At 70.0% G+C, this 25,424-nt stretch carries 19 protein-coding genes and 1 pseudogene; 10 read left to right on the top strand and 10 right to left on the bottom strand.

What is annotated here, in order from left to right:
* The first annotated feature begins 462 nt into the window (after positions 1–462).
* Entirely contained in the window at positions 463–1,740 is a 1,278-nt protein-coding gene (locus ACIRL2_RS32780) for an acyltransferase family protein (protein ID WP_402236904.1), read from the top strand.
* 1,186 nt (positions 1,741–2,926) lie between these two features.
* Positions 2,927–3,307, top strand: a pseudogene (locus ACIRL2_RS32775) (transcriptional regulator); the annotation flags it as partial.
* Positions 3,308–3,474: 167 nt separating this feature from the next.
* Here the strand turns inward: ACIRL2_RS32775 and ACIRL2_RS32770 are convergent.
* From ACIRL2_RS32770 to ACIRL2_RS32755, 4 genes are all read right to left on the bottom strand, one after another.
* Positions 3,475–4,467 (bottom strand): hypothetical protein, encoded by a 993-nt coding sequence (locus ACIRL2_RS32770; protein WP_402236901.1) that lies wholly within the window; start codon positions 4,465–4,467, stop codon positions 3,475–3,477.
* A 1,452-nt stretch (positions 4,468–5,919) separates the two neighbouring features.
* Positions 5,920–6,927 carry a TMEM175 family protein gene (locus ACIRL2_RS32765; RefSeq protein WP_402236898.1) on the bottom strand — a complete coding sequence of 336 codons (1,008 nt, stop codon included), beginning with the start codon at positions 6,925–6,927 and terminating at the stop codon, positions 5,920–5,922.
* A complete protein-coding gene (locus ACIRL2_RS32760; protein WP_402236895.1) occupies positions 6,890–7,609 on the bottom strand; it encodes a hypothetical protein in 720 nt (239 codons plus the stop codon). Before ACIRL2_RS32760 ends, ACIRL2_RS32765 begins: the two co-directional genes overlap by 38 nt.
* A gap of 1,196 nt (positions 7,610–8,805) precedes the next feature.
* Positions 8,806–10,203 carry an MFS transporter gene (locus tag ACIRL2_RS32755; RefSeq protein WP_402236892.1) on the bottom strand — a complete coding sequence of 466 codons (1,398 nt, stop codon included), beginning with the start codon at positions 10,201–10,203 and terminating at the stop codon, positions 8,806–8,808.
* Positions 10,204–10,494: 291 nt separating this feature from the next.
* On the opposite strand from ACIRL2_RS32755, the gene ACIRL2_RS32750 reads away from it, so the two are divergent.
* Complete coding sequence (locus ACIRL2_RS32750) at positions 10,495–11,109, top strand: TetR/AcrR family transcriptional regulator (protein ID WP_395867426.1); 615 nt, start codon at positions 10,495–10,497, stop codon at positions 11,107–11,109.
* Between the two features lie 162 nt (positions 11,110–11,271).
* On the opposite strand, the gene ACIRL2_RS32745 is transcribed toward ACIRL2_RS32750, so the two are convergent.
* Both ACIRL2_RS32745 and ACIRL2_RS32740 read right to left on the bottom strand, forming a co-directional pair.
* On the bottom strand, positions 11,272–11,649 hold the full coding sequence (locus ACIRL2_RS32745; protein ID WP_402236889.1) for a pyridoxamine 5'-phosphate oxidase family protein: 378 nt from the start codon (positions 11,647–11,649) through the stop codon (positions 11,272–11,274).
* Positions 11,646–12,440 (bottom strand): NAD(P)-dependent oxidoreductase, encoded by a 795-nt coding sequence (locus ACIRL2_RS32740; protein WP_402236887.1) that lies wholly within the window; start codon positions 12,438–12,440, stop codon positions 11,646–11,648. Before ACIRL2_RS32740 ends, ACIRL2_RS32745 begins: the two co-directional genes overlap by 4 nt.
* 87 nt (positions 12,441–12,527) lie before the next feature.
* Between ACIRL2_RS32740 and ACIRL2_RS32735 the strand changes: the two genes are divergently transcribed.
* The 3 genes from ACIRL2_RS32735 (at position 12,528) to ACIRL2_RS32725 (ending at position 14,933) form a co-directional block, all read left to right on the top strand.
* The gene (locus ACIRL2_RS32735) at positions 12,528–13,124 is read left to right on the top strand and encodes a TetR family transcriptional regulator (RefSeq protein WP_395867420.1); all 597 of its coding nucleotides are present in this window, start codon (positions 12,528–12,530) and stop codon (positions 13,122–13,124) included.
* 124 nt (positions 13,125–13,248) lie between these two features.
* Positions 13,249–13,332, top strand: a complete 84-nt coding sequence (locus ACIRL2_RS32730) for a putative leader peptide (protein WP_395867460.1) — start codon at positions 13,249–13,251, stop codon at positions 13,330–13,332.
* A gap of 464 nt (positions 13,333–13,796) precedes the next feature.
* A complete protein-coding gene (locus ACIRL2_RS32725; protein WP_395867417.1) occupies positions 13,797–14,933 on the top strand; it encodes an LLM class flavin-dependent oxidoreductase in 1,137 nt (378 codons plus the stop codon).
* 402 nt (positions 14,934–15,335) lie between these two features.
* On the opposite strand, the gene ACIRL2_RS32720 is transcribed toward ACIRL2_RS32725, so the two are convergent.
* Positions 15,336–16,850, bottom strand: a complete 1,515-nt coding sequence (locus tag ACIRL2_RS32720; RefSeq protein WP_402236883.1) for a M1 family metallopeptidase — start codon at positions 16,848–16,850, stop codon at positions 15,336–15,338.
* A 985-nt stretch (positions 16,851–17,835) separates the two neighbouring features.
* Here ACIRL2_RS32720 and ACIRL2_RS32715 point away from each other — a divergent pair.
* The 3 genes from ACIRL2_RS32715 to ACIRL2_RS32705 all read left to right on the top strand — a co-directional run bounded on the left by ACIRL2_RS32715 (position 17,836) and on the right by ACIRL2_RS32705 (position 20,785).
* On the top strand, positions 17,836–18,354 hold the full coding sequence (locus tag ACIRL2_RS32715; protein WP_395867413.1) for a GNAT family N-acetyltransferase: 519 nt from the start codon (positions 17,836–17,838) through the stop codon (positions 18,352–18,354).
* A gap of 973 nt (positions 18,355–19,327) precedes the next feature.
* Positions 19,328–19,987 carry a hypothetical protein gene (locus ACIRL2_RS32710; protein WP_402236880.1) on the top strand — a complete coding sequence of 220 codons (660 nt, stop codon included), beginning with the start codon at positions 19,328–19,330 and terminating at the stop codon, positions 19,985–19,987.
* A 342-nt stretch (positions 19,988–20,329) separates the two neighbouring features.
* Positions 20,330–20,785: a hypothetical protein gene (locus tag ACIRL2_RS32705; protein WP_402236877.1), complete on the top strand. Its 456-nt coding sequence runs from the start codon at positions 20,330–20,332 to the stop codon at positions 20,783–20,785.
* Between the two features lie 627 nt (positions 20,786–21,412).
* On the opposite strand, the gene ACIRL2_RS32700 is transcribed toward ACIRL2_RS32705, so the two are convergent.
* From ACIRL2_RS32700 to ACIRL2_RS32690, 3 genes are all read right to left on the bottom strand, one after another.
* On the bottom strand, positions 21,413–21,823 hold the full coding sequence (locus ACIRL2_RS32700; protein WP_402236875.1) for a transposase: 411 nt from the start codon (positions 21,821–21,823) through the stop codon (positions 21,413–21,415).
* 321 nt (positions 21,824–22,144) lie between these two features.
* On the bottom strand, positions 22,145–22,498 hold the full coding sequence (locus ACIRL2_RS32695; RefSeq protein ID WP_395867405.1) for a VOC family protein: 354 nt from the start codon (positions 22,496–22,498) through the stop codon (positions 22,145–22,147).
* 144 nt (positions 22,499–22,642) lie between these two features.
* Positions 22,643–24,166: an alpha/beta fold hydrolase gene (locus ACIRL2_RS32690; protein ID WP_402236872.1), complete on the bottom strand. Its 1,524-nt coding sequence runs from the start codon at positions 24,164–24,166 to the stop codon at positions 22,643–22,645.
* Between the two features lie 177 nt (positions 24,167–24,343).
* Here ACIRL2_RS32690 and ACIRL2_RS32685 point away from each other — a divergent pair, with 177 nt between their 5' ends.
* Positions 24,344–25,339, top strand: coding sequence for a MerR family transcriptional regulator (locus ACIRL2_RS32685; RefSeq protein ID WP_402236869.1), 996 nt, complete (start codon positions 24,344–24,346; stop codon positions 25,337–25,339).
* The last annotated feature ends 85 nt before the right edge of the window (positions 25,340–25,424 follow it).

Genomic DNA, 25,424 nt, shown 5'->3' with positions numbered 1-25,424 from the left:
CGGCCCGTCCCACTCTCCATCGGAAGGTGGGACGGGCCGATCTCGATCCGAGGCGCAGCACAGCTCCACGGCTCGAGCCGCCCACACCTCACGCGCGGTATCCGCGAGCCACGCCACGCGCCGACTGCGCCACCGGCACACGTGCATCGATACGACGGATCTCCGGCTCCGCTCCTGCGGAAAGAGGCGTTCGGCGCCGGGAACCGCGAATGTCCCGCTACACCGACACATGAACATTGCCGGCGATGTCACGAGCGCTCAGGAGCCGTGGACAGGTGGTGCCCAACGGGACATCGCTTCGTGGCAGACCCAAAAGCGACCCGCCACACCGCCTCGCGAGGCGCATAACTCGCGGATCACCCACCCTCGACGGCCCCCCGACCCCGGCATCCAACCACCGCGCCGGACGTGGAATGCTTCGATGTCCCGTGAGGGCACTCCACCGCTGGATCAACGGGAGCGATGAACATGCTCGACCGCGCCGCAACGGCGTCGACCCCCGCGCCGCAGGCCGCCGAGGCCTCCCGTGCGGCCCGCCACCGCTCCGCCCCGGGTGGTAGGACTCAGCACGGTGGCGGCCAACGCCTGGCTGTCCTCGACGGTCTGCGCTTCGTCGCGGCACTCGCTGTTGTGCTGTTCCACTTGGGCGGAGACATCCCCGGGATCTACGCCGACGTGTGGGGAAAGCCCTACCAGAAGCTGATGCCCACCGGACATGCGGTGCTGGCATTCGGCCGGCTGGGCGTTCAACTGTTCTTCGTCATAAGCGGGTTCGTCATATGCATGAGCGCCTGGGGGCGCTCACCGCGCGAGTTCTTCGTATCCCGGGTCAGTCGGCTCTACCCGATGTACGTCGTCGCCGTGCTCGGTTCCACCGCAGCCTTGTACTCCCTTCCCCTGCCTCAGTCGCCTCTGGTCAAGCCCAGCGCGGAAACCGTCCTCGCCAACCTGACGATGCTTCAGAAACCGCTCGGTGTCGAGAACATCGACCCCGTCTACTGGACGCTCTGGGTGGAACTCACCTTCTATCTCATGTTCGCCGTCGTCGTTTGGCGTGGCGTCACCTACCGGCGGGTCGTCCTGTTCTGTGGCCTTTGGACCATTGCCTCGGTCATCGCGTACGGCATCGACGACGCCACCCTCACCCTCGTCGTCAACCCCATCTACTCGCCGTTCTTCATCGCGGGCATGGCCTACTACCTGATGTATCGATTCCGGCCCACCCCGCTTCTGTGGAGCATCGTGGCCATGTCCTGGATATTGAGCGCCCACTACGCCCTCGCCAAGACCTCGGGGGCGATCCCGTGGAGCCAGTGGGAGCCCAGGAAAATCTGGATCCTGGTCGTCCTGACCGGGATCTACGCCGCCGTGGCCATCGTCGCCCTCGGCTGGACATCCCGTATTCGCTGGCGCTGGCTCAGCACTGCCGGAGCCATGACGTTTCCTCTCTACCTCACGCACTTCGTCCTGGGCCTGATCGTCGTCCACCACTTCCGCGGCCGCCTCTCGCCCCCGGTCCTCATCGCTTGCGTCACCATCGGCGCCGTCGTTCTCGCCTACCTTCTGCAGCGATTTGTCGAGCGCCCCCTCGGTCGGAGCCTGCGCACAGCGCTCGGCAGGGAGCATCTTTTGGCCGCACCGGCCGCGCCCGGGGTCGCCCAGCCTGCCCAGCCGCATTCGAAGCAGGCTCACGAGGACATCGACCACCAGCGCACCCCGACGGGTCCCTGGATGCCCTGACGGGCTCTTCTCGGTTCGATGCCGGAAGTTGGCCGGCCACAGGACGGCGAGGCAGATCTGGACGGGGCGACGGCGCACGGTCGGCGCCCCGGCGGTGCGGAGCACCTGGTGCCCGCAGTGGTGAATGCACCCCGAGGCACTGGTCCGCCTGCGCCTCGTCCGGCGGTCATTCGAAGTCCACCGCACACAGCCTGAGTTGCCCTCACGGCGGCTGCTGTACTGCACCGACAGAGAGGCATCACGGGCTCAGCGGCCACATGTCCACGGTAGGCCCCACACCCGGCAGGTCGACACACAACCTGCGAACCTCCTGTCATGAAGGTATTTGCCGTCTGAGGAGGGCCGGTGGTTCGCCATGTGCCGGTCGGTTCGGGTCGCGCGCCGTTCTGGCGAGCGGACGACAGCCGCATGCTCGGCAAGTGTGTGGTCACCCTTGGCAGTGACGATGCAGTCCCCGCGCGCCATTACTGATTCGGCGATTGTTGCGCGTCGACCGCAGCGCGGCCCGGGAGCAGCTTCGACGTCGCCCCAGGCGTCGACTTCTTCCTGACCATCGTCACCTCGACCCGCTCGCGCTTGACGTCAGCCCGACCCGTTACCGCCCGATCCAAGCCGCCGTGCCCACCGTCCACGCGGCGACGACCGGGAGCAGTTGTTCTGGAGTGAGCCGGTTGCGGCCGACCATTGGGGTCAGGCACACGGTTGTCGCAATCACCGCCGCCGAGAGCAGATGGAGCCGGAGGCTGCGGCCCCGGCGCAGGAAGCGCACATTGCCTACGAGGTAGAGCGCGACGCCGGACGTAGGCAGCCGGCCAGGCCTCGGTCGGGTTCCGGTGACCGTGTGCGTGGTCGACCGGGGAGACGTCCAGGCCGCCGGACGCGACCAAGAGCAGCCTGCGGCGCCGATGCCTCGACCGGCCGATCGGGCGGCATCGAGTACCGGCGGGGCCGCCGTCGAGGCGGCTGCCCTCTCGGAGCGCTCCCGGACGTGCGCGGCCGTCGGTCCGCCCCTCGCGCAGCCGCCGTACGCCGGACTCTTCCCAGGCGTCGACCCGGGACCGGACGGGCACCCCACCCCACACGGGTGGCTTCGCCGGCAAACAGGCCCGCTGGACAACCACCGAACGATCTTCTTAGACTGATTGTCTAATCATAGATAACAAGTATAAATGGCCGGGAGGACCTCATGGAACGCATCGACGGCCCGGAAGCGGACGACCGCACGGGCACGGCTGCCGCGGCCTCCACCGAGGCGGACGAGCATCTCATCCGTGAGGTCGAAAGGATCGCCGTCGCGCTGGGCCGCATGTTTCCCGGTCTGTGCGAAGTGGTTCTGCACGATCTGCGGAATCCGCAGCACGCGATCCGGGCAATCGAGAACAACCTTTCCGGCCGCCAGGTCGGGGATTCGGTCACAGAGCTGGGCCTGGCCCGGATCGAGGACCCGAGCTACCCCAGTGTCATCCAGAACTATCCCAACCAATTCCCCGACGGCCGCCCCGTCAAGAGCACGTCCATCGGGATCAGGAACGCCGCCGGCGAGTACGTCGCCGCCCTCTGCCTGAACGGACGTGTCGGTTGAGTTGGCCTCCGAGGCGCGCGGTCGGTGTCGCCGTGTTGCGGCCGGACGTGCGGGCACGATTCGACCGGGAGGTCACCGGGATCGCGGTCGACCGTACGGCCACGGCTCGACGGCGATCCGCGAGCGCGACTACCGCCAGGCCGTCGACGGAACTACTCGCCCGGGTTTCGCCCGGGTCGCATTTTTTCCATCTGGCTGTGCGTCAGTTGTGGGTTTTTATTGGTGTTCGCGGCTCCGCCAGTGGGGAGCTTGGGCCCCTGAGAGCCCGGCAGTTGCTTGAATCCCATCCCCACCAGGCGATTACCGGGTATGGAACGGCCCGTTTTGCGGGACGCGGGGACCGGGCCCGCCTTCTCGTTGGAAATCCCCCGGGAACCGGTCTGCGCGAGGGCGCCGGCCCCTTTGCCAAGGGCCTGCGGTCGTGCCGACTCGGCTGCGAGATTGTCCGCCAGTTTATCCAGAAAAATTCCCGGGGCTCTCTGCGCGATCTCCTCGCACATTCCCGTGGCGACCATTCCGGCAATATTCCTTCCCACTTTTCTAAAAAAGGGCTTCTGTTCGGCGGATGGATCCGAGCCAACCGCATTCAGCAGCCACGCCGCAGTGGTGCGCAGTTGCGGGTCGGCAAAAACCGATTCGACGGCCTTGCCTCCGGCCACGGCCACCGTCTCGGGGATCAAGTGCACGGTTGCCGGGTCCCGCCGAAGCACATCGTCGTCACCCCGGCCGAGGGCGCCATGGATGATTTGCACGGTACCGGCGAGCCGATCTTTTATTTTGGACTCGTCCGGGTTCGGGGGGAGAAGAAGCCCCGAATCAGATTGTCCGTACGGTTCGGGTGGGGGAAACAAACGATTGACGATGGTCGAAGGAGTGGCCTCCTCAGCAGCGCGGTCACCCGCGCGTTCCTCTATATATGCCTGGGTGACATCCCGGACTTTTCTCCCTTTCGCATCCCTGGTCCGCCCGTATTCTTTGGCCTCCTCCGCCCATTTGCGTCTGGCGCCGTCAGCAAATATCGAGCGAGCGCCTGGCCGGGCCCCTGTTCGAATGTCGAGGGTGATGAAACCGGACAGAAAATGGGCTTGCACGTGCGCACCCATGGATTCGACGAGGGCGCCGAAGAACTCGTCCACCACTGCCACGTCTTCCGGTCTCATCACACCTCGTGTCCTCGTGCCCGGAAAGGCTTCGATAGGGGCGGTAACCGAATTACTCCGGCGGACATCCTTCGGCCAAGCCGTGCCGTGCGGGATTTTTGGGCACCCCGAGGATTCCGCATGCCGACTGATGGGGCAACCCCACGGCGCCGACCACGCCCCGGCCCGAAGGGCCTCAATCGGTGGGCTGCCGGCCTGTGCGCGGATCCTACGGGGCACGCGCCATCGGTCTCGAACCTCCGGATCGAATCCCTGATCGCTATCGCTCATCGATGGCACACGCACGAGGGTTCGATGACAGAGGACTGTGACGCATCGTGGACGCGGTCTGCGGTGGAACGGTGCGGGAGCGAGGCGGCTGCGGGGACGCGGGCATGGGGGCGGAGTCGCGTGCAAGAGGGGGATCGCGCTGTCGGCCTGTCCGCAGGGCACGACTTCGTCGTCATCGCCGTCCTCCGCGGGGTCGAGCGTCACGACGTGGGTGCGGGTGGCCGAGGCGGCGGGCAGCAGCGTGACGCCCGTCGCGGGCACCTCGACCGGCCGCAGTTCCTCCCGGGGAAACAGATGGACCCGGTTCCCGCCGGACGTCGCGTCCCAGAACTCGCACGCGCCGGGATCGTTCTGGCACACGAACACCGACAGGACGCCGTACGAAGAACTGCAGCGGCCCGCCCAGGGGCAGGGGCAGTCGTGTGGGGGTGGGGACGGCTACACCCGGGTCGGCCCAAACACTGCCGGGCTGCTGCCGCTTGCGCGCAGCCTCGCGCAAGCAATGCCTCCGCCCCAGGCAATCAAGGGGACCGCTGAGCGGGGCTACTCCCGGGACCGCGCCCCGAGCGGGCGCCGGGACCCGCCGCGTCCGCACCGGCACCCCTTCTCCGAGCCGCCATCCGGGTCGTCGCCGGGGACGACGCCGGAGTGGCTGTCCCAGGACTCGGCGACGTCGGTCGAGCACACGCCCCTCGGGATGCGGCGGCCGGAGTTGCCCCTTGCCTCCATCCCGCCGCCCCCGGGCCGCCTGATCTTCGGGCCGGGTGTACCGGAGGAGGCGACATGGTGCTGCCGGCTCTGCGGGAAGAACACCCCCGTCGCCGCCGGCTCCTGCACCGACTGAGGTTCACCGGCACCCCCCGAGCGTTCACCGGGCGCACCCTTGCCGGGCCGGTGAACCTCGCTACGCGAGTGGGGGGCACAACTCGCCGGACGGGCCTCACTCGTCGACTGCGGGGCGTTCCCCGCACGCCTGGGCACGCGCGAACCGTTCTCAACAAATCCGCGACACCCCCAGGCCAGACCCCACAGCCCTCACCCAAACGGCGCCGAAAGGTTCTCACCCCACCTGCCTGTAACACCCCAACCCACAACACCCCATCACACCCCCGGAATCACATTGGTGGAGTTGTGCGGGGTGCCCCGGCCGAGGACCGCACGAGGGGCTCAGCGGCTGTCGGTTTCCGGGGTCTTTCGGGATGCCGCGGTGCGTGAGCGGCCGGTCGCGCCCTTGAGTGGGATCAATACCAGCCAGAGCCACATGGCGTCCCCGCCGAGGGGCCATGCGAGCGGGATCGTCACCAGGAAGACCACGACCGTGGTGGCGAGGTCGATGATCCAGGCCCTGGCGAGGGCGGGGGGAAGCGGTGTGCGGTCGCGTTCGGGATGGCGGGCCCGGAGCAGGACCAGGGCGATCTGGGTGAGGTCCATGGCCGCGATGGTGGCGGCGTAGATGGCGATCGACGCCGGCATGGAGCCGTATTCGGACAGCAGTGAGGTCGGGAAGGGCACGAACGCGGTCACACCGAGCCCGGCCAGGGTGACCGCGGTGAACGGGAGGTCGACCGAGCGCATGCCCAGCAGGGCGCGCCGGTGGTCGAGCCAGAAGGCCCCGATGATGAGGAAGCTGAGGGCGTACGCGGCGATCTTGGGTGGTAGTTCGCCCAACGCGTGGCGGAACCCCGCGGCCCCCAGGTCCGGTGGGACCGAGATATCGAGGACGAGCAGCGTCATCGCGATCGCGAAGACGCCGTCGGACAACGCGACAAGCCGTTCGGGACCGTGCTCGTCGCCGAATCCACCGGTTGGCGCCATGCGCCCGACCCTACGGCTCCCGGTCGGCGGTCCCCGGCGCACGCGCCGCGCGGTCGCCTGGTTGGCGCAGGGCGCGGTGGAGGGCGGCGCCGAGCCGGGTGTGGTGGCCTTGGTGGCCCGGACGCGTCCTCGCACCGGGCCGGGCTGCTCCTGCTCGAGGCACTCGGTTTCGCCGACGGTCTCGTCGACGACGCGTCGGGCGCGGATGCGGACCCGGTGGGCGGGGCCGTGTTCGGCGAGGTCCGGGGTGGTTGCGTACACGGGCGGCGCGGTGCGGTTCAAGGCGCGCATCGCGTGCGGGGCGGGTCGCCATCGGTCGATGTCAACGGCCTGGGGCAACAGGGATGCGATCGTTGTCACCGAACAGGTATGTGATCACCTGGGCTATGTAGAGGGCGAGTTGATCGTCGGTGTCGAACGGGATGTACGTCAGGTCGTACCACTGCCGGACCGAGAGCGGGCGTTCGCGGAAGACGTGCCGGAGGCCGGTGTCGATGACGTTTCGGTAGTCGGGCCACGCCGTGGGGAATGTCTGCCGCAGCATGGCGATGTCATCCGCGGCTTCGACACCGAGAGGGCCTGCGCAGAAGTGGACGAAGCGGCGGTCGATACCTGTGATGTCGAGTCCCAACTCGGACAGCGGGACCGTGGTCGGATCCACCCTGACGAACGGGTACGGGTACAGGGTCGTGTTCGCGAGTTCTTGCCCGTTTCCGGGCCCGGTGCCCTCGGCCGCGAGCCCCTGCACGGGACGGTAGATGCCGTAGACCAGACCGCCGTCGGTGAAGTTCGCGTCGATGTAGTTGGCCGAACCATCGGCGGCGTAGGGGTTTTCGGGGTCGATGCCGAACCCTCTGGCGTGCGTGGCCGCGTCCGGACCCGAGCCGTAGACGGACGCGAAGCGCACTATCGGAGCGAGATCGCGCCGCTCGACGGCCTGCCGGCGCAGGGCTTCCTCCGCCTGGACCAGTGCCCTCGACGAGCCGAACGCCGTGGCCCATGGCCCGCATCGACGTTGGGGAGCGGGTGTGGGGTGGTTCAAGAGACTTCCCTGATGTGTGACAACGCGCCGTCGTCCGACGGGCGCGTGAGTGGCGACGGGGCAACCGTCCGGGACGGCCGATGGCCATCGCTCGAAACGTGAGGGCCTGTTGCCGTGGCCGCCCGGCGTACTTCCTCGTCCGGTGGCTCTTCCTTGGAAGGGGCCGACCGCTGAGCGCGGGCACTCGCCACGTCATCGTTCGATGTCGTTCGATCGGAGCCGTACTCTACTGAGATCGCTCCAGGACTGCACGCTGAAAGTCCGTTCCTCGGCCCATTCGCAAAGGCCGCGCGAGAACTCGATGTGCTCCCGGAGACCCTCCGACCCGGGTCCGGGAGCGCGAGCACGAGAGCACGAGAGCACGAGAGCACGAGAGCATCGACGAGGCGTCCTGCGTGGACGAGCACGCCAGGCTGAAGGAACTCGGACACCGCGTCCGCGAACCGGAGATGGTGAAATCCTTCCCGAAATAGGCGGCGGTGAGTTCGACCGGTCGCCGCAATCGGCCAATCGACGGTGTCGGCGGGCGTTGCGTACTCGAGTTTCTTGCGTGGCCGGATATCGGGTCGCAGGGCGGTGCTGTCGGGTTGGACCTGTGTGTGACCCGAGAGACTGGTCGGTGTCTTGGGGAAGTATTGGCGGAGCAGGCCGTTCGTGTTCTCGTCGAACGGCGCTGCCATGGCTCTTGGGGTCGCAGAAGTACACGGGGACGCCGGTGGCGGCGGTGAACCCGGCGTGGTCGGCCGGTTCCGTGGCTCGGTCCCGGGTCGGCGATGCCATCGCTTTTGGGGCGCGGCTTTCACACGTCGGCCCCGGCGTGTGAAAGCCGCGCCGCCGGTGGACCTGATCGAGGCGCGGCTGCGCACCGGCGAGAGCGGCACCGAGGTGGCCGGCGGCGGGGTGGGGCCCTCGTCGGGCGACCGCGAATCCCACCCCGAGCGGTGGGCGGCGTTCGATCGGCGGTCCGCCTCCGCCGGTCAACGGCCCCGCAGACCGGGTATTCCTTTCGCCGGGGCCGTCATGATCGCCACCGAACGGCTGTGCAACCGTTGCTCCCGGCGCGGGCGCCGTAACCACGAGAGCACGACGGCTTCTCGCTCCCACCCGTATACGAGGATCTCCCAGTCGACTTCGTGAGACACGGACGCCATGGCCGAGTCGTCCTTCGCGACTCGGAAGAAGGGATGGCTCCGCCGCTATGTCGTCCGCTCTGCGGGGAGTCGGGCGCGCCTCGTCTCATCCGGTTGCGTCGGGCGTGCCGGGCGGAAGAGTGTGAGTGCCGTGGCGGCGGCGAGTCCGGCGCTGATCGCGGCGGCGGCGAACGCGGTCGCGACACCGTATGTGAGGACGTGTTCGGCGCTCTGCGTGGGGGGCGCCCCGCGCGTCGCGGTGCCGAACACGGTTACCCACACCGCCAGGCCCAGGGTGCCGCCCATCCACTGCGTGGTCTGCAACAGCCCCGACGCCGCGCCCGATTCGTGCGCGGCGACGCCCGACAGGCCGTAGATGTTCAGCGGCGTCATGGCGATTCCGGCACCTGCTCCGATGAGTATCACCGGTCCGAGGACGCCCGTCGGGTACTCGGTGGCGTCCCCGAGGTGGGCAAGCCACGCAAGCCCGGTGGTGCAGGCGAGCGCGCCGACCACCACCGGCAACGCGGTGCCCACGCGCCGGGCGAGCGCGGGCGCGAGCCTGGCCATCGTGAACTGGGCGGCCATCAGGGGCAGGAAGGCCAGGCCGCTCTCGACGGGGCTGAAGCCCCGCCCTTCCTGGAAGTACCGGCCGAGCATGAAGAGCACGCTGAACATCGCGGCCGAATAGAACGCGACGATGGGCAGTACCCGGGCCAGGGTGCCGGACACGGCCAGGCGCAGCGGTAGGACGGGCTCGGCGGCGCGCCGCTCGACCAGCCCGAACGCGGGCAGGAGCACGACTGCGGCGACGAGGCCCGCGATGGTACGGCCGTCGCGCCAGCCGTCGGACGCCGCGCGGATGAAGGCGTACACCAGGGCGGTGATTCCGGCGGTGCCGATCAGCGCGCCGGCGAGGTCGAAGCGTGGGCGGACGGCCGGGGCGGGCCGCTCCGGCTCGCGGACGACGCGCATGGCGAGCGCGACGAGGATCGCGCCGAGCGGCACGTTGACGAGGAAGACCCAACGCCACGAGGCGAGTTGGGTGAGCACGCCGCCGAGGATGAGGCCGACGGACGCGCCGCCGCCGAGGACCGCCGAGTACCACGACAGGGCGCGCGCCCGTGCGGGTCCGTCGAACGTGCTGACGATGAGGGCCATCGTGCTGGGTCCGACGAGCGCGCCGCCGACGCCTTGCAGGACACGGGCGCCGACCAGCCACCAGGCCCACGGTGCGAGGCCCGCGAGCAGCGAGGCCACGGTGAACAGCAGAACGCCGGCGAGGAACGTCCGGCGGCGCCCGAATGCGTCCCCGAGCCGCCCGCCGAGCAGGAGCAGGCCGCCGAAGGCGAGCGTGTACGCGTTGAGTACCCACGATGACGCGGTCGGCGAGAGGTCGAGGGCGGAGCCCATGTCGGGCAGTGCGAGGTTGACCACGGTGACGTCGATGCCGATGAGCAGCATCGAGCCGGTGACGACCGCGAGTACGAGGCCGACCCCGCGGGCTCCGGGCCCGGGTGGGCCGCCCGGAGTCCCGGGTGAAGTCCCGGGTGAAGACCCGGCCCGCGCATCGGATGGCGCCTCGGATGCGCGGGATGCGCTGGACCCGTCGGACGCGGTGGTAGAGGGCATGGCTGAGCTCCGCAGTTCGGGACAGGTGAATTTAAGAGACTATCCAGTCTCCTGTGAGGACTATAGGAGACCAGATAGTCTCTTACAAGGGATTGGGGATACTGGAGTCCGCAGACGAGAAAGGTGACCGCGTTGGAATCCCCCACCGGAGAACCCCGCCACGCCGCGGCGTCACCCACCCGACGGCGCGGCCGCGAGCTCCAACAGGCCATCTACCAGGCGACCTTCGAGCAACTGCGCGAGGTCGGCTACGCGGGCCTGACGATGGACGGCGTCGCCGCCGCCGCGCGAACCGGCAAGGCCCCGCTGTACCGGCGCTGGCCCGACAAGGACGCCCTGCTCGTCGACGCGCTGCGCGACCGGCTGCCCTCGGCCGACGACATCCCGCTCGCCGGCGACCTGCGATCCGACCTGATCGCGATCCTGCGGTTCCTGCACAGCGCGTGCACGATCAGCGCCGACACGGCGCTACAGACGGTCAAGCAGCAGTCCGAGGCCACACACGCGATGGTGCGCGAACGCATCTCCGAGCCGACCCGGCGCCTGATGCTGCAGACCCTGCGCGCGGCGGAAGAACGCGGCGACACCCGCCCCGGTTCCGCGACCCCCCTCGCCGCCCGCGTCGGCCCGGCCATGATCACCTACCAAAACCTGAGCGCACCTGCGGAACTCACCGACGAATTCGTGGTGTCCGTCGTCGACGACGTCCTGCTCCCCATGCTGCGCGGCCCGGCTTGACCTCGGCGGTCTCCGCGTCGCCCACGCTCGCACTCGCGCTCGGCACTCGCGTCGGGCAACCCCGTCGGGCAACCCCGGGCGGCCACGACGGCAGCACCCGCCACCTGCGGGCCCACACCGCCCGCTCGGGCCCCAAAGCCGGTCGTGGCGTAGCGGTGGACGCTAATGGGTCCCCAACACGCGGTCGACCGCGATCTCGAGGACCACGCGGCCCGGCGGATCGGGCGGCGGAGAGCCGTACCGGACGGTGTAGCGGCGGACGCCTTCGTCGACTCGCCGCGGATCGGCGGACAGCGTCGCGGGGCCTTCCAAGGTGATCCACCGGAAGCCTGCCGGCCGGCAGATCGCGGCCCGGCTTCCCGGGGCGGCCGACACGTTCCGTGCCTTGCGTGTCGTGCCGATCGTCAGGACTCGGACCAGTCCCGACGTGCCGTCCCAGGTGAAGCGGACGACCACCACGTGCGGCGAGCCGTCGGGACGAAGTGTCGTCAGCGTCCCGACACTCGGCGACGCCAACAGGGCCTCGGCGGACGGGTTCACTTCCCCGCCTTCTGCGGTGCGTTGGCGTTCTTGCGCGTGTCGGCCTTCGTCTGTGCCTTGGCCTTCGCCTCTGCCTTGGCCTTCGCCTCTGCCTTGGCCTTCTTCTCCGCCTTGACCTGGCGCAGGATCAACCTGGGGATGCTCATCGGGACGTCCCGGGTCGCCACTCCCATGGCCTTCCCGATGAACCGATCATCCTCCAGTTGGCTCAGCATGGCGGCGGCGAGATCGGTCCGTGCGGTGTAGAGCCCGTCGACGCTGTCCTCGCCGACTTCGAAGTTCGTCACCTCGTGGTGCTCGAAGAGCCCGCCCGGACGCACGATCGTCCAGTCCAGATCGCTTGTCCTCATCAGCGCCTCCATGCGGCGCATGTCGTCGTGCGCCGTCTTCGCGATCCTGCGATTGACCAGAGGGTCCATGACGAGGTTGAAGAAGTGCTCGCCGGTGGGCCGCCAGGCGGGGTCCGTCACGCTGGAGCTGACCGCCAAGAGGCGCTTGACGCCGTGCTGTTCCATGCCCGCGAAGATGTTCCGTACGCCGTCCGAGTAGACCGTGACCGACTCCCGGGTCGGTGGCACTCCCAGCGCCGACACCACCGCGTCGCTGCCCGCGACCGCCGCGGCGACGGCGTGCGCGTCGGCCACGTCCACGCCGGCGACGGTGAGGCCCGTGCGAGGGGCCAGGGCGTCGGCTCGCCGGGAGACGGCGGTGACGAGGTGGCCGGCGGCGAGGGCCTGGTCGGTGAGTTGACGGCCGGTCGGGCCGGTGGCGCCGAAGACGGTGATGCGCATGTGTTCGCTCCTTGTTCCCGCCCCGGACGTCCCCGGGGCTCGACAGACGCCGACTCTGCCGGGGCGAAGGCGTGGTATTCAAAGACGATGAATAAATCTCGGGGCCGTCCGCGGGGCAACCCGCCGACCAGAGCGCTCATCGCCGAAGCCGCGCGCGGCCTGTTCCTCGAGCACGGATACCGCCGTACGACCCTGCGAGCCATCGCCGCGGCGGCCGGCGTGGACCAGGCGCTCATCAAGTACCACTTCGGGTCGAAACAACGGCTGTTCGGCGAGGTCACGGAGTTGCAATGCGCCCAGTCGTTGGGTCTCACCGAAGCGCTGCACGGTGACCCGGCGGGCGTCGCCGACAGGATCCTGGAGGCCGTCACGGACCTGTGGGACGCCACGGTGGTCAACCGCGACGCACTGCGGGACGAGGACGTGATGGCAGTCCTGCGGGAGTACCTCGATGGCGAGGTACTCCCCCAGATTGCTGAATATCTCGGCGGGACGGACGCGACCGAGCGCGCGACCGCCGTCGTCACGGTGATCGGCGGACTGATCTTCACGCGGTACCTGCAACCGCTGCCGGCTGCGAAACGGCTGTCCCCGGCCGACGTGCGACGCGTGCTGGGACCGACACTTCGGGCGGCACTTCAGGGCGGACGGGTACGGAGCGGGACGCGCCGCGCCGCGGCCTGACCACGCGGGCCGGGGAGGCGCTGTGCCGCGCTCTTGGGTCGGGGGCTTTCCGGCTGGTGTATTGCGGTTGGTGGCACGGGTTGGATCTTGACGATCGTTGGTATCGACTGCGAGCATCGGCGGCATGCAGACGCGATTGGTGCTCACGCGGCGACGCCATGTCGACCTCTCGCGTGTCTCCAGTGCCTTCTGTTGCGCCGAGGCCTGATTCCGGGTTCGACCCCGTAGGCCCGCCTCCCGTGCTCACGTCCACCGGTGGACGGCGGTTGTCGGGCAATCACCGCAGCCGCAGCGCCTGAACCCGGCGTCTGGCGTGCCCGGCCGGTCCGGTGTGTCCGGTGCATTCGTCGTTTTCGGTGCGTTCGTCGCGTTCGATGACATCGGCGTGCCGAAGATTTCGGGAGCACCCGCAATCGGCGGTATCCGCAACGGGAGTTCCGCGGGTCCGCGCCTGCCGACGGCCGCAGCTTCGCGAGCGCGGGCTTCGACTCCGCGGGCCTGAGCTTTCACGACGACCGGGACGATCTCGGCCGGCGCCTCACCGGGAGCGGGAGCGTCGCCTCGACGGGGTGTGGACGCTGTGGTCCTCGGCGGTCGGCCGCGTCGACAAGGTGTCCCGGCGCCGCACGTACAACGCCCTCAATGTGCCGACGATCCAAGCGGAGTCTTCCCGTGTCCCTCACCTTTCACTGGTTCCTGCCCACCAACGGCGACAGCCGGCATGTCGTCGGCGGCGGCCACGGAGCCCCGGTCACCACCTCCGGGCGGGATCGGCCGCCGACGGTCGCATACCTGAGTCAGATTGCCCGTGCCGCCGAGGATCTCGGCTTCGTCGGTGCGCTCACGCCCACCGGCGCCTGGTGCGAGGACGCCTGGTTGACCACCGCGATGGTCGCCCAGCACAGTGAACGGCTGAAGTTCCTGGTCGCGTTCCGGCCCGGCTTCGTTTCGCCGACACTGGCCGCGCAGATGGCCTCCACCTTCCAACGCCACACCCGTGGACGGCTGTTGCTCAACGTCGTCACCGGAGGCGAGAGCCAAGAGCAGCGCGCCTACGGCGACTTCCTCGACAAGGACGCCCGCTACCGGCGCACCGGTGAGTTCCTGGAGATCGTGCGCGGCCTGTGGGAGGGCAAGACCGTGGACGTGCGTGGCGACCACCTCCGGGTCGAGGCCGCGACGCTGGCCCGGGTCCCCGATCCGGTGCCAGAGGTGTACTTCGGCGGTTCCTCGGCCGTCGCCGGAGAGGTCGCGGCACGACACGTGGACGTGTACCTCACCTGGGGCGAGCCGCCGGCCCGGGTCGCGGAGAAGATCGCGTGGATCCGCGGGCTGGCGGCGGAACACGGCCGCGTGCTGCGCTTCGGCATCCGCCTGCACGTGATCACCCGCGACACCTCGGCCCAGGCGTGGGCGGAGGCGGAGCGGCTGTTGGCCGGCTTCGATCCCGAAACGGTGAGATCCGTACAGGCGGGGCTGGCCCGCAGCGAGTCGGAGGGGCAGCGACGGATGCTGGCATTGCACGGGGGCGGCAGTCGGGACGGCTTGGAGATCCATCCCCATCTGTGGGCCGGGATCGGGCTGGTGCGCGGGGGCGCGGGCACGGCGCTGGTCGGCAGCCACGCCGAGGTCGTCGAACTGATCAAGGAGTACGCGGCGTTGGGGATCGAGGAGTTCGTGCTCTCCGGCTATCCGCACCTGGAGGAGGCGTACTGGTTCGGGGAGGGGGTGCTGCCGAGGCTGGCCGCGGAGGGCCTGTGGCGGCACCCGGACGAGGAACGCGCGGTCGGGGCCGGGGGCGGGTCGTGAGCGGTGGGGCAAAACGCGCGATCTGCTCTCGGTTGGTCTCATCGCTGCAGCCGGGCCGTCGCACCACCGCCGATGTCGATGCCGATGTCAACGCCGATACCGATGCCGACGCTGGTGTCCGCAGCATGGCCGGTCGGCGTCTCGGGTTCGGCCTGCATCCCGGCCTGCCGGGCGCCTCGGCTGGGCCCTGGGCGTCCTGCGGGCCGCCGATGAGCTGCAACTCGCTCTGACTGTCGGCTCGTCCGTCCTCCTCCGCTTCGTGTTGAAGCGATTCCCTTGCGTAATAAGAGAGTTGAGCCACGCCGCCGCCCGGATCCCCCGGGGCTGGGCACGGCGAACGGCCCGGCCGTCCGCTTCACCTGCGGATGGCCGGGCCGTTCGGGGTTCAGAGCGGACGGCTCATCAATCCTCGTGCGTGTGCACGGTGTTGGTCTCCTGGATCTTCTTCCAGGACTTCGGCTCCGGCAGTACGTCCGCCGTGACACTCGACTTCGCCGGGCTCGGCGCCGCCGCCGCACCGGCCGAGCCCGCCGCGGGCTTCGCCGGCGTGAACAGCCAGGTGTTCAACAGCTCGCCCAGCGGCTTGCCGGAGATCCGCTCCGCGTACGCCTGGAACTGCTGGATGGTGGCGTTGCCGTACTTGCGCTCGGTCGGCCACCCCTTGAGGATCCGGAAGAACTTCTCGTCACCGACGGCGTTGCGCAGCGCCTGCACCGCCACCGCGCCCCGGTCGTAGACCGCGATGTCGAACTGATGGTCCGCACCCGGGTCACCGGGCTTGACGGTCCAGAACGCGTGGTTGGCCGGGTAGAGGTTGTAGACGTAGTCGGCCAACTCCTGGGCCGTACCCTCGTTCTCGTGCTCGGACCACAACCACTGCGAATACCGGGCGAAGCCCTCGTTGAGCCAGATGTCGCTCCAGCGCTGCACGGACACGCTGTCCCCGTACCACTGGTGGGCCAACTCGTGTACCACGACGGAGGTGTTGGCGCCCCGGGCGAACTGCGCGGGGCTGTAGAAGATCTGCCCCTGGGTCTCCAGCGCGTACCCGGTGGGCACGTTGGGCACGTAGCCGCCGACCGTGCCGAACGGGTACGCGCCGAAGTAGCCGCTCAGCCAGTCGACCAACTCACCGGTGCGCTCGACACTGGCCTGTGCCGCACCGGCGTTGTCGCCGAGGTCCTTGCTGTACGCGGTGATCACGGGCAGGCCGCCCGGGGTGGTGTCGGTGCGGATGTCGAACCTGCCGATCGCCAGCGTGGCCAGGTAGGTGGCCTGCGGCTTGTTCTGCCGGTAGTTGTAGCGGGTCCAGCCGGCCCGCGAGCTCTGGGTCGAGGTGCCGTTGCTGACCACCTGGGTGCCGTCGGGCACCAGTACGGAGACGTCGAAGGTGGCCTTGTCGGTCGGGTGGTCGTTGCTCGGGTACCACCAGGCCGCGCTCTCCGGCTCGTTGGCGGCGACGCCGCCGTCGGGAGTGCGCAGCCACGCCGACTGGCCTCCGCGCTCGACCTCACCGGGCTTGTCGGCGTAGCGGACGACGACGGTGATCGGGCTGCCCTTGGTGATCACCCGGGCGGGGGTGACCTCCAGTTCATGCTCACCGGTGCCTGCGAACTTGGCGACGCGGCCGTTGACCAGCACCTCCTTCACCTTGAGCACGAAGTCGAGGTTGAAGCGGGTGAGGTCCTGGGTGGCGGTGGCCAGGATGGTGGTGGTGCCCTCTAACTCGTCGGTGGCGGGCTGGTACTTGAGCCGGATGTCGTAGTGCGAGACGTCATAGCCGCCGTTGCCGGCGTACGGGTAATAGGGGTCGCCGATGCCCGCCGCTCCCGCGCCGACGTTGGCGGCGGAGGCGGGGACGGACAGGAGCATGGCGAGCGCGCCGGCGGCGGCAGAGACGATCAGCCTCTTGCGCACAGTGGTCCTCCACAGGGTCACTGGGAAAACGGGTCGGATCGATCCTTGTCCCTACGGGCCCTGTCCCACGCCCGAACGAACGGATGTTCGCGAGACGAAAGCGAGCCGAAATGAGGGCGCTGCGATCTTGTTGCGACACCGCCCCGGCCGATGGCTCCTCGGGGCCCATCGCCAACGGCGTTGATCCCGGCGCCGGCGCCGGGATCGGCGAGCCGTGCTCTGGCCGCGGGCCGTCGTATTTCTCGACGTGCAGATGCCCGAGCAGCTCGGTCGGCGCGCGCCGGGTGTGCGCCGAAAGCTCCCCGATCCGGCAGGCATGGGGCGGTCATCTCGCGCTCGAACTCGACGCTCTGCCCGTTCGTAACAGCGTGCGCTGCTCCTGCGCCGGGTGGAAGGTTCCGTCGTCGTTGGCGGCCTGCGACCAGGGGACGTTCGCCACGGCGGGGATGTGGCCGGTCACCCGCGCCTGCCATCGCCCGCACACGGCTGACCGCGCCCCTCCCGCCGTGGCCGGCGGACCACGTCCCACGACACGGCTGCTCGTCCCGGCAGTTTGGGCGGGACTTGCGGACGGCGTCGCGCAGGGCGTTGGCGACCGGTTCGGTGCGCAGCTGGTCGGCGGTCGCCCAGCCGACGACTTCGCGGGTGGCGATGTCGATCACGGTCGCGAGGATCAGCCGACCCTGCTCCACGGCGCGGCGCCGGGGCCACGCTGCGGCGGCGGAAGTGGGCGGCTCGGGAGACCTTCAGCGGTTCACCGACACGTTGGACGCTGTGACCTGCGCTTTTCTCCGTCTCGATGAGCGGGTGCACCGGCACCGGGTCTCTCTCACGATGAAGGTCGTGGCCCGCTTCAGGACCTCCATTTCCTGGCGCACCCGGGTGTGCTCCCGCCGCAGCCGGGCGAGTTCCTCAATCCGCCGCCGCCGGGCATGACCGGCGAAACCCGCTTGACCCTCGGCGCGGACCGTTCGAGGGTTCACGCATGACGACTACGCTCCGTCTGGAGAAGATCACCCCTGCCAACTTCGACGACGCCGTCGCCCTGCGGGTACGCCCGGACCAGGCGCATCTGGTCGCCCCGGTGGTGAAGTCGCTCGCCCAGGCGTATGTGCATCCGGATACGGCCTGGCCTCGTCTGATCCTCGACGGGGACCGGCCCGTCGGGTTCCTCATGGCGTTCTTCGACATCGATATGGCGTTCTTCGACGACGACCCGACCGAAGCCGGGGCGGCTCGGGACGAGGACGGGGGCGGGAAGGTCGCCGACCTGCGTTCGGGGCTGTGGCGCCTGAACATCGCGGCCGGGGAACAACGCCGCGGATATGGCCGGTTCGCGGTCGCGTCCGTGGCCGACGAGATCCGGCGCCGCGGCGGTACCCGCCTGACGACCAGCTGGCACCCCGGCGACGACGGACCGGAGGGCTTCTACCTGAGGTTGGGCTTCCGACCGACGGGAGAGAACAGCGGAGACGAACGGATAGGCGAACTCGACCTGTCCTGACTCCCACCCTTCACCGGGCCTCGAACCCCCACCCGGCAGGGGTTCGAAACCTCGACTCCCGCACCTCGGATGCCGATCCTCGCCGAGGTTCGGAACCCCGACCTCGCGGATGGGTCGCGGCGACTCGGCGACTACGAGGCCGACACGAAGCGGCCCTGTTACGGACGAGGCCGTCCATCCCTTGGCGAAGACGGCCCGACGAGGTGAATCCGCCGGACGACCCCGGTGCCGGCGACACCGACACGCAGCGGCCTCCACACGAACGGGGCCGCTCCCCTCGTCGAAACGGCCTCGACGTCGTGAGCCGTACGGCAACGTGCCCGGGGGCGTGGGGCGTGGAAGCCCGTCGCCCGGGAACGTCGCCGACGACAACGCCGCAGCCCGACACGACCACCTCACCCCTGGCAGTGGATGACCGGCGAGAGCGAGGCCCACGAGCCGGCTCGCACGCCGACAAGGGCCCGTTACTACTACCGAGCCTGGCCCCGGACGCGAAGGGGTCGGCGGCACCGGGCAGCCGGGCGCATGGCCGCCGACAGGGCCCGCGCAGCCCGCAAGAGCGGGGTCCTCGACGCGGTGGTGGTGCCCGTTCCCCCGGAGGCGGCGCTTCTTCGCTCGATGTGGTCCCCGGAGTCTGCGGGTGGGGTTGGCCGCGAAATCCGTGCTCGGCAGGGCGGTGTGTTCGGCCGTGGGTTCACGGGAAATCGGTGATGTCGGCCTTGTGGTCGGGGTGTTCGGTGGTGTCGATGTCCGGCGGTCGGGACCGGTTGGTCTTTTGGTGTGAGCCGCTGCAAAGCGTTTGAAGTCGGGCATCTATCATGATCGTCCGTTTCCGGTTCCCCGGAACGTCGAGCCGGGGAAGGCGGCGATTACGCACGGCGTCATCGGCCCCAACCGCTCGGACATCCGAGTCGGTACAGGGCGGTGGAGCGTGGTGGGTCGGCAGCCGGAAGCAAGAGCCACACCTCCCGAGGTGGACAGCGAGAGGCTTTCGCTGGTGCTTCGCGACACCTATGCCAAGCCGGGTACGTCGACGTGGAGAGGCAACGGCAAGGCGTCGGCGGCCCTCGCCCACGAACTCGGCACGGGGGAACGCACCGGAAACGACCGCTTCCACGCGGTCGACGTCGCCGACCTCCTCGGCCGGTATCACAAGTTGCTGCGCCACGACCGTACGCTCACCGAACGCGACCGTCGGGTCACCGTCACCGAGTCCACCGAGTTGTGGAGCGCGCTGCAGGCGCCCGACGAAGCCGGCGCGATCACCCGGTGGTTGCTCGGGAATCCCGCACGAGTGCGTACCGTCCTGGACGTCGCCGACCGGGTCCGGCGCGACCCCGACCTGGCTCCGGCCACCGGATCCCGGTTCGAGACGTCCCCGTACGGCAGACGCACCCTGATCGCCGCCGCACCGCTGCGGGGGCTGCTCCGAGACCTGGGGGCCGCGAGGAAAGGTCGCGGCGCGGCGCCACCGGCCACTCCCGGTCTCGATCCCACCCGGATCACGGCCGCCGGCCTGCCGACGTCGAGTCGCCCCGCCGTCGAACCCGGCGACGGTCGCCGGGGCCCGGCTGCGGCCCCGACGGAACCACACCGGAGGCGAGAGCGCCCCGGGCCGGAACCCGGCTCCTGACCCGAACCCGGCTTCCGACCCGAACCGGCGATCGAAACCCACCGGACACGGGAACGCACAGGGATCCGGCCCCGGCTCCCGAGCCGACCCGATGAGCCGACCAAACCCGACCCGACGATCGGAACCGAACCGGAGACGGAAGCACCCTGGGTCCGACTCCGGCTCCCGACTCGGGGATCGGACCCGCACCGGAAGCGGGAACGCCGCGGACCCAACCGGCATCGGATCCAATCCGCGATCGGAACCGCGCTGGGCAGGAACACCCGGACCCGAACCCGAACCGACTCCCGAGCCGAACCCGGCTCCACCGTCCCACGAGCACCACGAGCGCGAGGCCGCAGGATGACACGACCCCGATACGACACCGGACGAACCCGGCCCGCATCCGGTCGGCTGTTCAACCGGCTCTGGCGCGCGTGCCCCGCGGCGCGGCCCCACCTGGACCGACTGGCACACGAGGCCGGGCTCGACGCCACGGCGGCGGAGCGTGCGATCCCCGGTTCGGTCGCGCGTGCGCTCAACCCGTACAGCGTGTTGTCGGAGGCGTTCTTCTGGCCCGTCCTGGCTCCGGCCGCCCGCACCGGTGACGTCGGGCGACTACCCGCGCTCGCCGCGATCGTGGAAGCACTGCTCGCGTCCTCGGACGAGGACGTCCGGGACGCGACCCACATCCGCGTCCTCACCCCGCTCTCGCAGGACCCCGAACTGTGGCCCCGTTTCCGCCCGTTCGCCGGCCCACGCCTCCTCGCCGCCGTCCACACCGCGGAACCGAACCCACACCGCGCCGAACCCGAGTGAGCCGGAACCAGGCACCCGTAAGGGGGCATCCGCCGGCGAGCCGCGCGACCGTGCCCCCGGCCGGTTCCGCGGCCGAGCGAGCGTCGAGATCCGCCTTCCAGCCGCCGGCGGGGCCGGCCGCCGCGTTCGTCGTCACTGCCGGACGCCGAGGTGATCCACCGCGGTTCGCGGACGACACGGCCGCGATCCGGACCTCGCGCGCGATCGGCCGAACGCGTGGCGGGCCGAGGGCGGTTCCGGCCGATCGGTCCACCTCTCGAAGGCGATCCGCGTACACCCGTGCAGGCGCAGCATCCGTGCGGTCGGCCTGCTGGTCGGTGGGCCCGGTGGCCGCGCGGATCCTCCTCGGCGGGTCATGTCCCGTGGAGTGGTGTAGCCGGGTCGAGTTGGTCGATGTCCTGGGGGTAGACCTTGTCCATGCTGCCTTCGGGGAGGTAGCGGCGGGGGAAGGCGATCCATCCGTCGTGCATCTCGACGAGGACGCGACCGCCCGCCTCGGGGATGCCGGTCGCGATGACCGCGGCCTGGGGGACGATCCGGCGCTGGACGCGGGCGTGCAGTAGGTCGCGTCCAGATCGATGTAGGGAAAGCGGATATGATCCAGTGCCGCGTGCGGAACACCGTTGGTTAGGTGTCGAGGTTGCCGCAGATGCGGGGCACTCGGACTCGAGATCCCGATGTCCCCACCAAGTGCTTTGACCAGGTCGTCCACGCTGCGGGTGGAGACACGTGGACGTATGCCTCCATGATGACCGCGTAGAGGGCCTGGTCGCTGCGGCGCCGGCGTTCCGGCAGCGAGGGGAAGAAGCTGCCGGTGTCGACCTTGGGGATCGCCGGGTCCAGGTCCCCGGCCTGCGTGGTCGGCACCCTCTCCCGGTGCCCGTTACACCGGGTCGCCCGGGTCTCGGCGTGCTCGCCGGGCTCGCCGGGCTCCGCACCGATGTGGGCGGCGGCCTCGGCTTCGATGAGTTCCTGCAGGATCCGCCGGGCCGGGACCGCACCGACTCGATTCCGTCCGCCGTACGCGGTGACTCCCATCAACCGGAGTAGGTCACGCCGAGACGAGGCCATCGCGTCACCTCTCAACGAGCGTCACTACTCTCAGAGTTGCGCGATGGCCGCCCCATGACCAGGGGCTATACCGAGATCACCGGAACACCACTCGGCAGGACACCATCCGGTGGTTCGTAGGTCGTCCGGGCCGAGCCGCGCGTCGTCGACGCACCAGCCGGAGCCATGCACGGAGGCCACGGTCGGAGCACCCGGCGCAGCCGGGTCGGCGAGCTGCGAGTGGGGCGGCTGCGGGTGGGCGAAACCGTCCGGCACTTCCGCCCGAACGGCTGCCCGGCCCGGCCCGGCTCAGCTCTTCCGTTCACCCAGGACACAGAATTCGTTGCCCTCCGGGTCGAGGAGAGTCACCCAGTGCTGCTCGTCCTGCACGGTGTCGGCGCGCCGGGCACCGAGGGAGAGCAGCCGGGCGACCTCGGCCGCCTGGTCGTCGGGGCGGAAGTCGGGGTGGAGCCGGTTCTTCGACGTCTTGCCCTCGGGGACGGGCACGAAGAGCAGCCCCGGCATCCGGTCCGGCTCGGGCCGGATCTCGATGATCTCCTCGGATTCGTCGACCACTACCCAGCCGAGAGCCTCGGCCCACCAGCGCCCGAGGGCGATGGGATCGGAGGAGTCTACGATGATCTGTTCCCATTCGAGTGCCATGGGCGTGAGCATAAACAGGGTCGGCCGGCTGCCGGGGCTGGGGGTAAGTACCGTCGACCGCCGGTCCGGTGCGCGGGTCGTATCCCGCAGAGCGGTGTGGGGAGCTGGGAGGTGGGGGCCAACATCGGTGCCCCACCTGCGAGTTCACTCGGCGAGGTGGTGCAGAACCGAGCGCATCGCACCCTGCATGGCGGCGCGTGCCTCCTCCGTGTGGTCGATCGTGTCGAAGCCGTGGTGACCGAGCGGTACGTCGATCACCTCGATGTCGGCTCCCGCCGCCTCCGCCGCCGACAGGAACCGCGCCACGGTCGCGGCGATCGCCTCGTGCTCCAACTCCACGCGGGTGAGCACGATCGGCAGCCGACCCGCCGCACCCACCGCGTCCGCCGGACGGAACCGCGAGTCCCCCAACCCCCAGTTCGGCAGCGGCGCCAACACCGGGTAACTCGCCGCCAGGCAGCGCAACCACTCGGGCGGAGCCGCGAGCCAGTCCGTCGTCAGCAGGCCGCCACCCGAGAAGAACCACAGGGCGACGCGCTCGCCGTCGACGCGCGGATGCGCGCGTACCCGCTCGACCGCCGCCACGACGTCGGCGGCGGCCCGCTCGAAGTCCTCGAGACCGTGCAGCCGGTGATCCACCGTCACACCGACCGCCCCCAGACTCGCCGCGAGTCGGGCGTGGCCCACCAGACCCGGCCAGTCGCGCGGCGTCGGCCGTGCGTCCGGGGGCACCGGGCCGCCGTGCAGGAACACGACCGCGGGACGCGGGGAATCGTCGTCCGGCAGATGCAGATCGACGGCACCGATCCGCTCGCGCGGGCACGGCGGAACGTCGAGCAGGAACGGCCGCCGATGCGCCGGTTCCTCGCGCGTCGCGGTCGCTGCACCCATCACGTGCCCCTCACCCGAGGCCGCTCCCATGAGCACCGTCGCGAGTTCGTCGGGGGCGGACACCATCGGCCAATGTCCGGTGGTCAGTTCGAAGAGCGTCACGCGGCGTTCGACGAGAGCGCCGAGACGGGCGTCACCGAGACTCGCGAGCGATTCGAGCAGGGCGATGTCCGTACCGCTGGAGGTGCACAACACGCCGGTTGCCGGGAGTTCGTCGACCGCGCCGGAGAGCACGAGGGGTTGTCCGAACGTCCCCTCCGGATGCGGCGCCGCCGACCGGGTCATCGCCGCCAACGCCTCCGGCGCGAGACCGTCCGTACTGCCCCACAGATGCCACTCGTCGGGCGACGGTGCGGGCAACCGCGTGTCGACCTCTCCGGGAGCCCTCTCCTTGTGCCGCTCCGACAGCCCGTCGCGGACGCCCTGGAGCGGCACGAGCGCGAGAGCCGCATCGCCGTTGCTCGGCATGCCCGCGTCCAGGTACACCACCCGCGCGATCCGGTCCGGCCGTCGATCGGCCGCGCCCAGCACCGGATGGATGCCGTAGTCGTGCCCCACAAGAACCACCTCGCGCGCGTCGGCGTGCTCGATCACCTGCAGCACGTCCTCGATATGCGTCTCCAGATCCGTGCCCGGACCCGCGAGGTGGCGGCGGTCGCCGAGACCGGTCAGCGTCACGGCGTGCACCTCCGCCCCCTCCCGCCGCAGCCGGGCGGCCGTCCGCCGCCATATCCAGCCGCCCGTGAAAGGACCCGACACCAGGACGAATGCCGTCATGACCTTCTCCTTCCGTACCGTCGCAACGCTGCGTCGCCGCGCTGCCGCGCCCCCGGCCAGATCGGCCGTCCGCGCTCGTGGGTACGGTAGGAACTCCCCTTGAGGGAGGTTCAAGTGTCGTCTCCGCCACGGCCCCGGATCACGCCGTCGCCACCGTCCGCGCGCTCGCCATTGCCCTTGCCCCTGCCCTCGTCTTCGTCTTCGTCTTCGTCTTCGTCGGCCGATGGTCTGCGCAGCATCGGGGAACTCGCGGAACAGGCCGGCGTCACCGTCAAGACCGTGCGCTACTACTCCGACCAAGGCCTGCTGCCCGAGGCATGCCGCAGCGCCGGCGGTCATCGCCGCTACGCGCCCCAGGCATCCGAACGCCTCCGCCTCATCCGTTCGCTCCGCGGCCTGGACCTCCCCCTCCCCGCGATCCGTCGCATCCTCGACCGCGACGGCGCGCCCGGCAGCGTCGACCAGGACGCCCTCGACGACGCCGTAGCCCGTCACCTGCGCGAACTCGGCTCGCAGATGTCTGCGCTCCGCTGGCGCGAGGCCGCCCTCCTGCCGCTCCGCGATGCCGCACCCGACGAGCGCGCGGATCGGCTCCGCCTCGTCGGTGCCATCGCCACGCCACCCGACACCACCGCGATGGCCCGCTTCTGGCGCCGCTGGCTCCCCGCGCGGCTCCCGGCCCGCGTCACGGCGATGATCATCGACCACGCGGTGCCGCAACCCCCCGACGACCCGACGCCGGAACAGGTCCTGGCGTTCGCCCGACTGCACGCGTTCGTCACCGGCAACTGCCCCGGGGACAACCTCGACGAGTGCCAACCCGCCGTGCACCGGCCCGAGGAGGGCTACCGGCCCGCCGTGCTCTACGACGGCCTTGTCGACGCGTACGCGCTGGCATCGACACAACTGCGGGCGCGGCGGACACCGGAGCCGGGAGAGGCCCTGGACTGCTTCGTCGACGCTTACGCCACGTCACGCCGCACCGGCGACACGGCGCCCTTCCGCCGCGCCCTGCACGGCCAACTCGCCTCGGACCCGCGCGTCGACCACTACTGGCAGCAGGTGGCCGCAATCCGTACGCCCGGCTCCGGCGCGTCGGAACCCACGCCCGGTGCCGCACACGACTGGCTCACCGAGGCCCTCGCCGCCGACATCGGCCTCTCGGCAGCCTGAGGCCCACGCGGGGGGCGGGTCGGGCAGGGCCAGGCCGGGAAAATCCCGCGCCTGGGGTGCCGAGTTGGGCCGTGTGGGGCAGCCG

Origin of the sequence: Embleya sp. NPDC127516, from assembly GCF_044765325.1 — a bacterium.
In the GTDB taxonomy this organism is placed as follows: domain Bacteria; phylum Actinomycetota; class Actinomycetes; order Streptomycetales; family Streptomycetaceae; genus Embleya.
This window is presented reverse-complemented; position numbering and strand designations above follow the sequence as displayed.

Bases quoted from the DNA above. Each gene is read 5' to 3' on its own strand.
- ACIRL2_RS32780 (WP_402236904.1), top strand. From the start codon at position 463: ATGAACATGCTCGACCGCGCCGCAACGGCGTCGACCCCCGCGCCGCAG.
- ACIRL2_RS32755 (WP_402236892.1), bottom strand. From the start codon at position 10,203: ATGCTGCTCATCGGCATCGACGTCACCGTGGTCAACCTCGCACTGCCC.
- ACIRL2_RS32740 (WP_402236887.1), bottom strand. From the start codon at position 12,440: ATGCGCATCACCGTCTTCGGCGCCACCGGCCCGACCGGCCGTCAACTC.
- ACIRL2_RS32735 (WP_395867420.1), top strand. From the start codon at position 12,528: ATGAATAAATCTCGGGGCCGTCCGCGGGGCAACCCGCCGACCAGAGCG.
- ACIRL2_RS32730 (WP_395867460.1), top strand. From the start codon at position 13,249: ATGCAGACGCGATTGGTGCTCACGCGGCGACGCCATGTCGACCTCTCG.
- ACIRL2_RS32715 (WP_395867413.1), top strand. From the start codon at position 17,836: ATGACGACTACGCTCCGTCTGGAGAAGATCACCCCTGCCAACTTCGAC.
- ACIRL2_RS32705 (WP_402236877.1), top strand. From the start codon at position 20,330: ATGACACGACCCCGATACGACACCGGACGAACCCGGCCCGCATCCGGT.
- ACIRL2_RS32700 (WP_402236875.1), bottom strand. From the start codon at position 21,823: ATGGGAGTCACCGCGTACGGCGGACGGAATCGAGTCGGTGCGGTCCCG.
- ACIRL2_RS32695 (WP_395867405.1), bottom strand. From the start codon at position 22,498: ATGGCACTCGAATGGGAACAGATCATCGTAGACTCCTCCGATCCCATC.
- ACIRL2_RS32690 (WP_402236872.1), bottom strand. From the start codon at position 24,166: ATGACGGCATTCGTCCTGGTGTCGGGTCCTTTCACGGGCGGCTGGATA.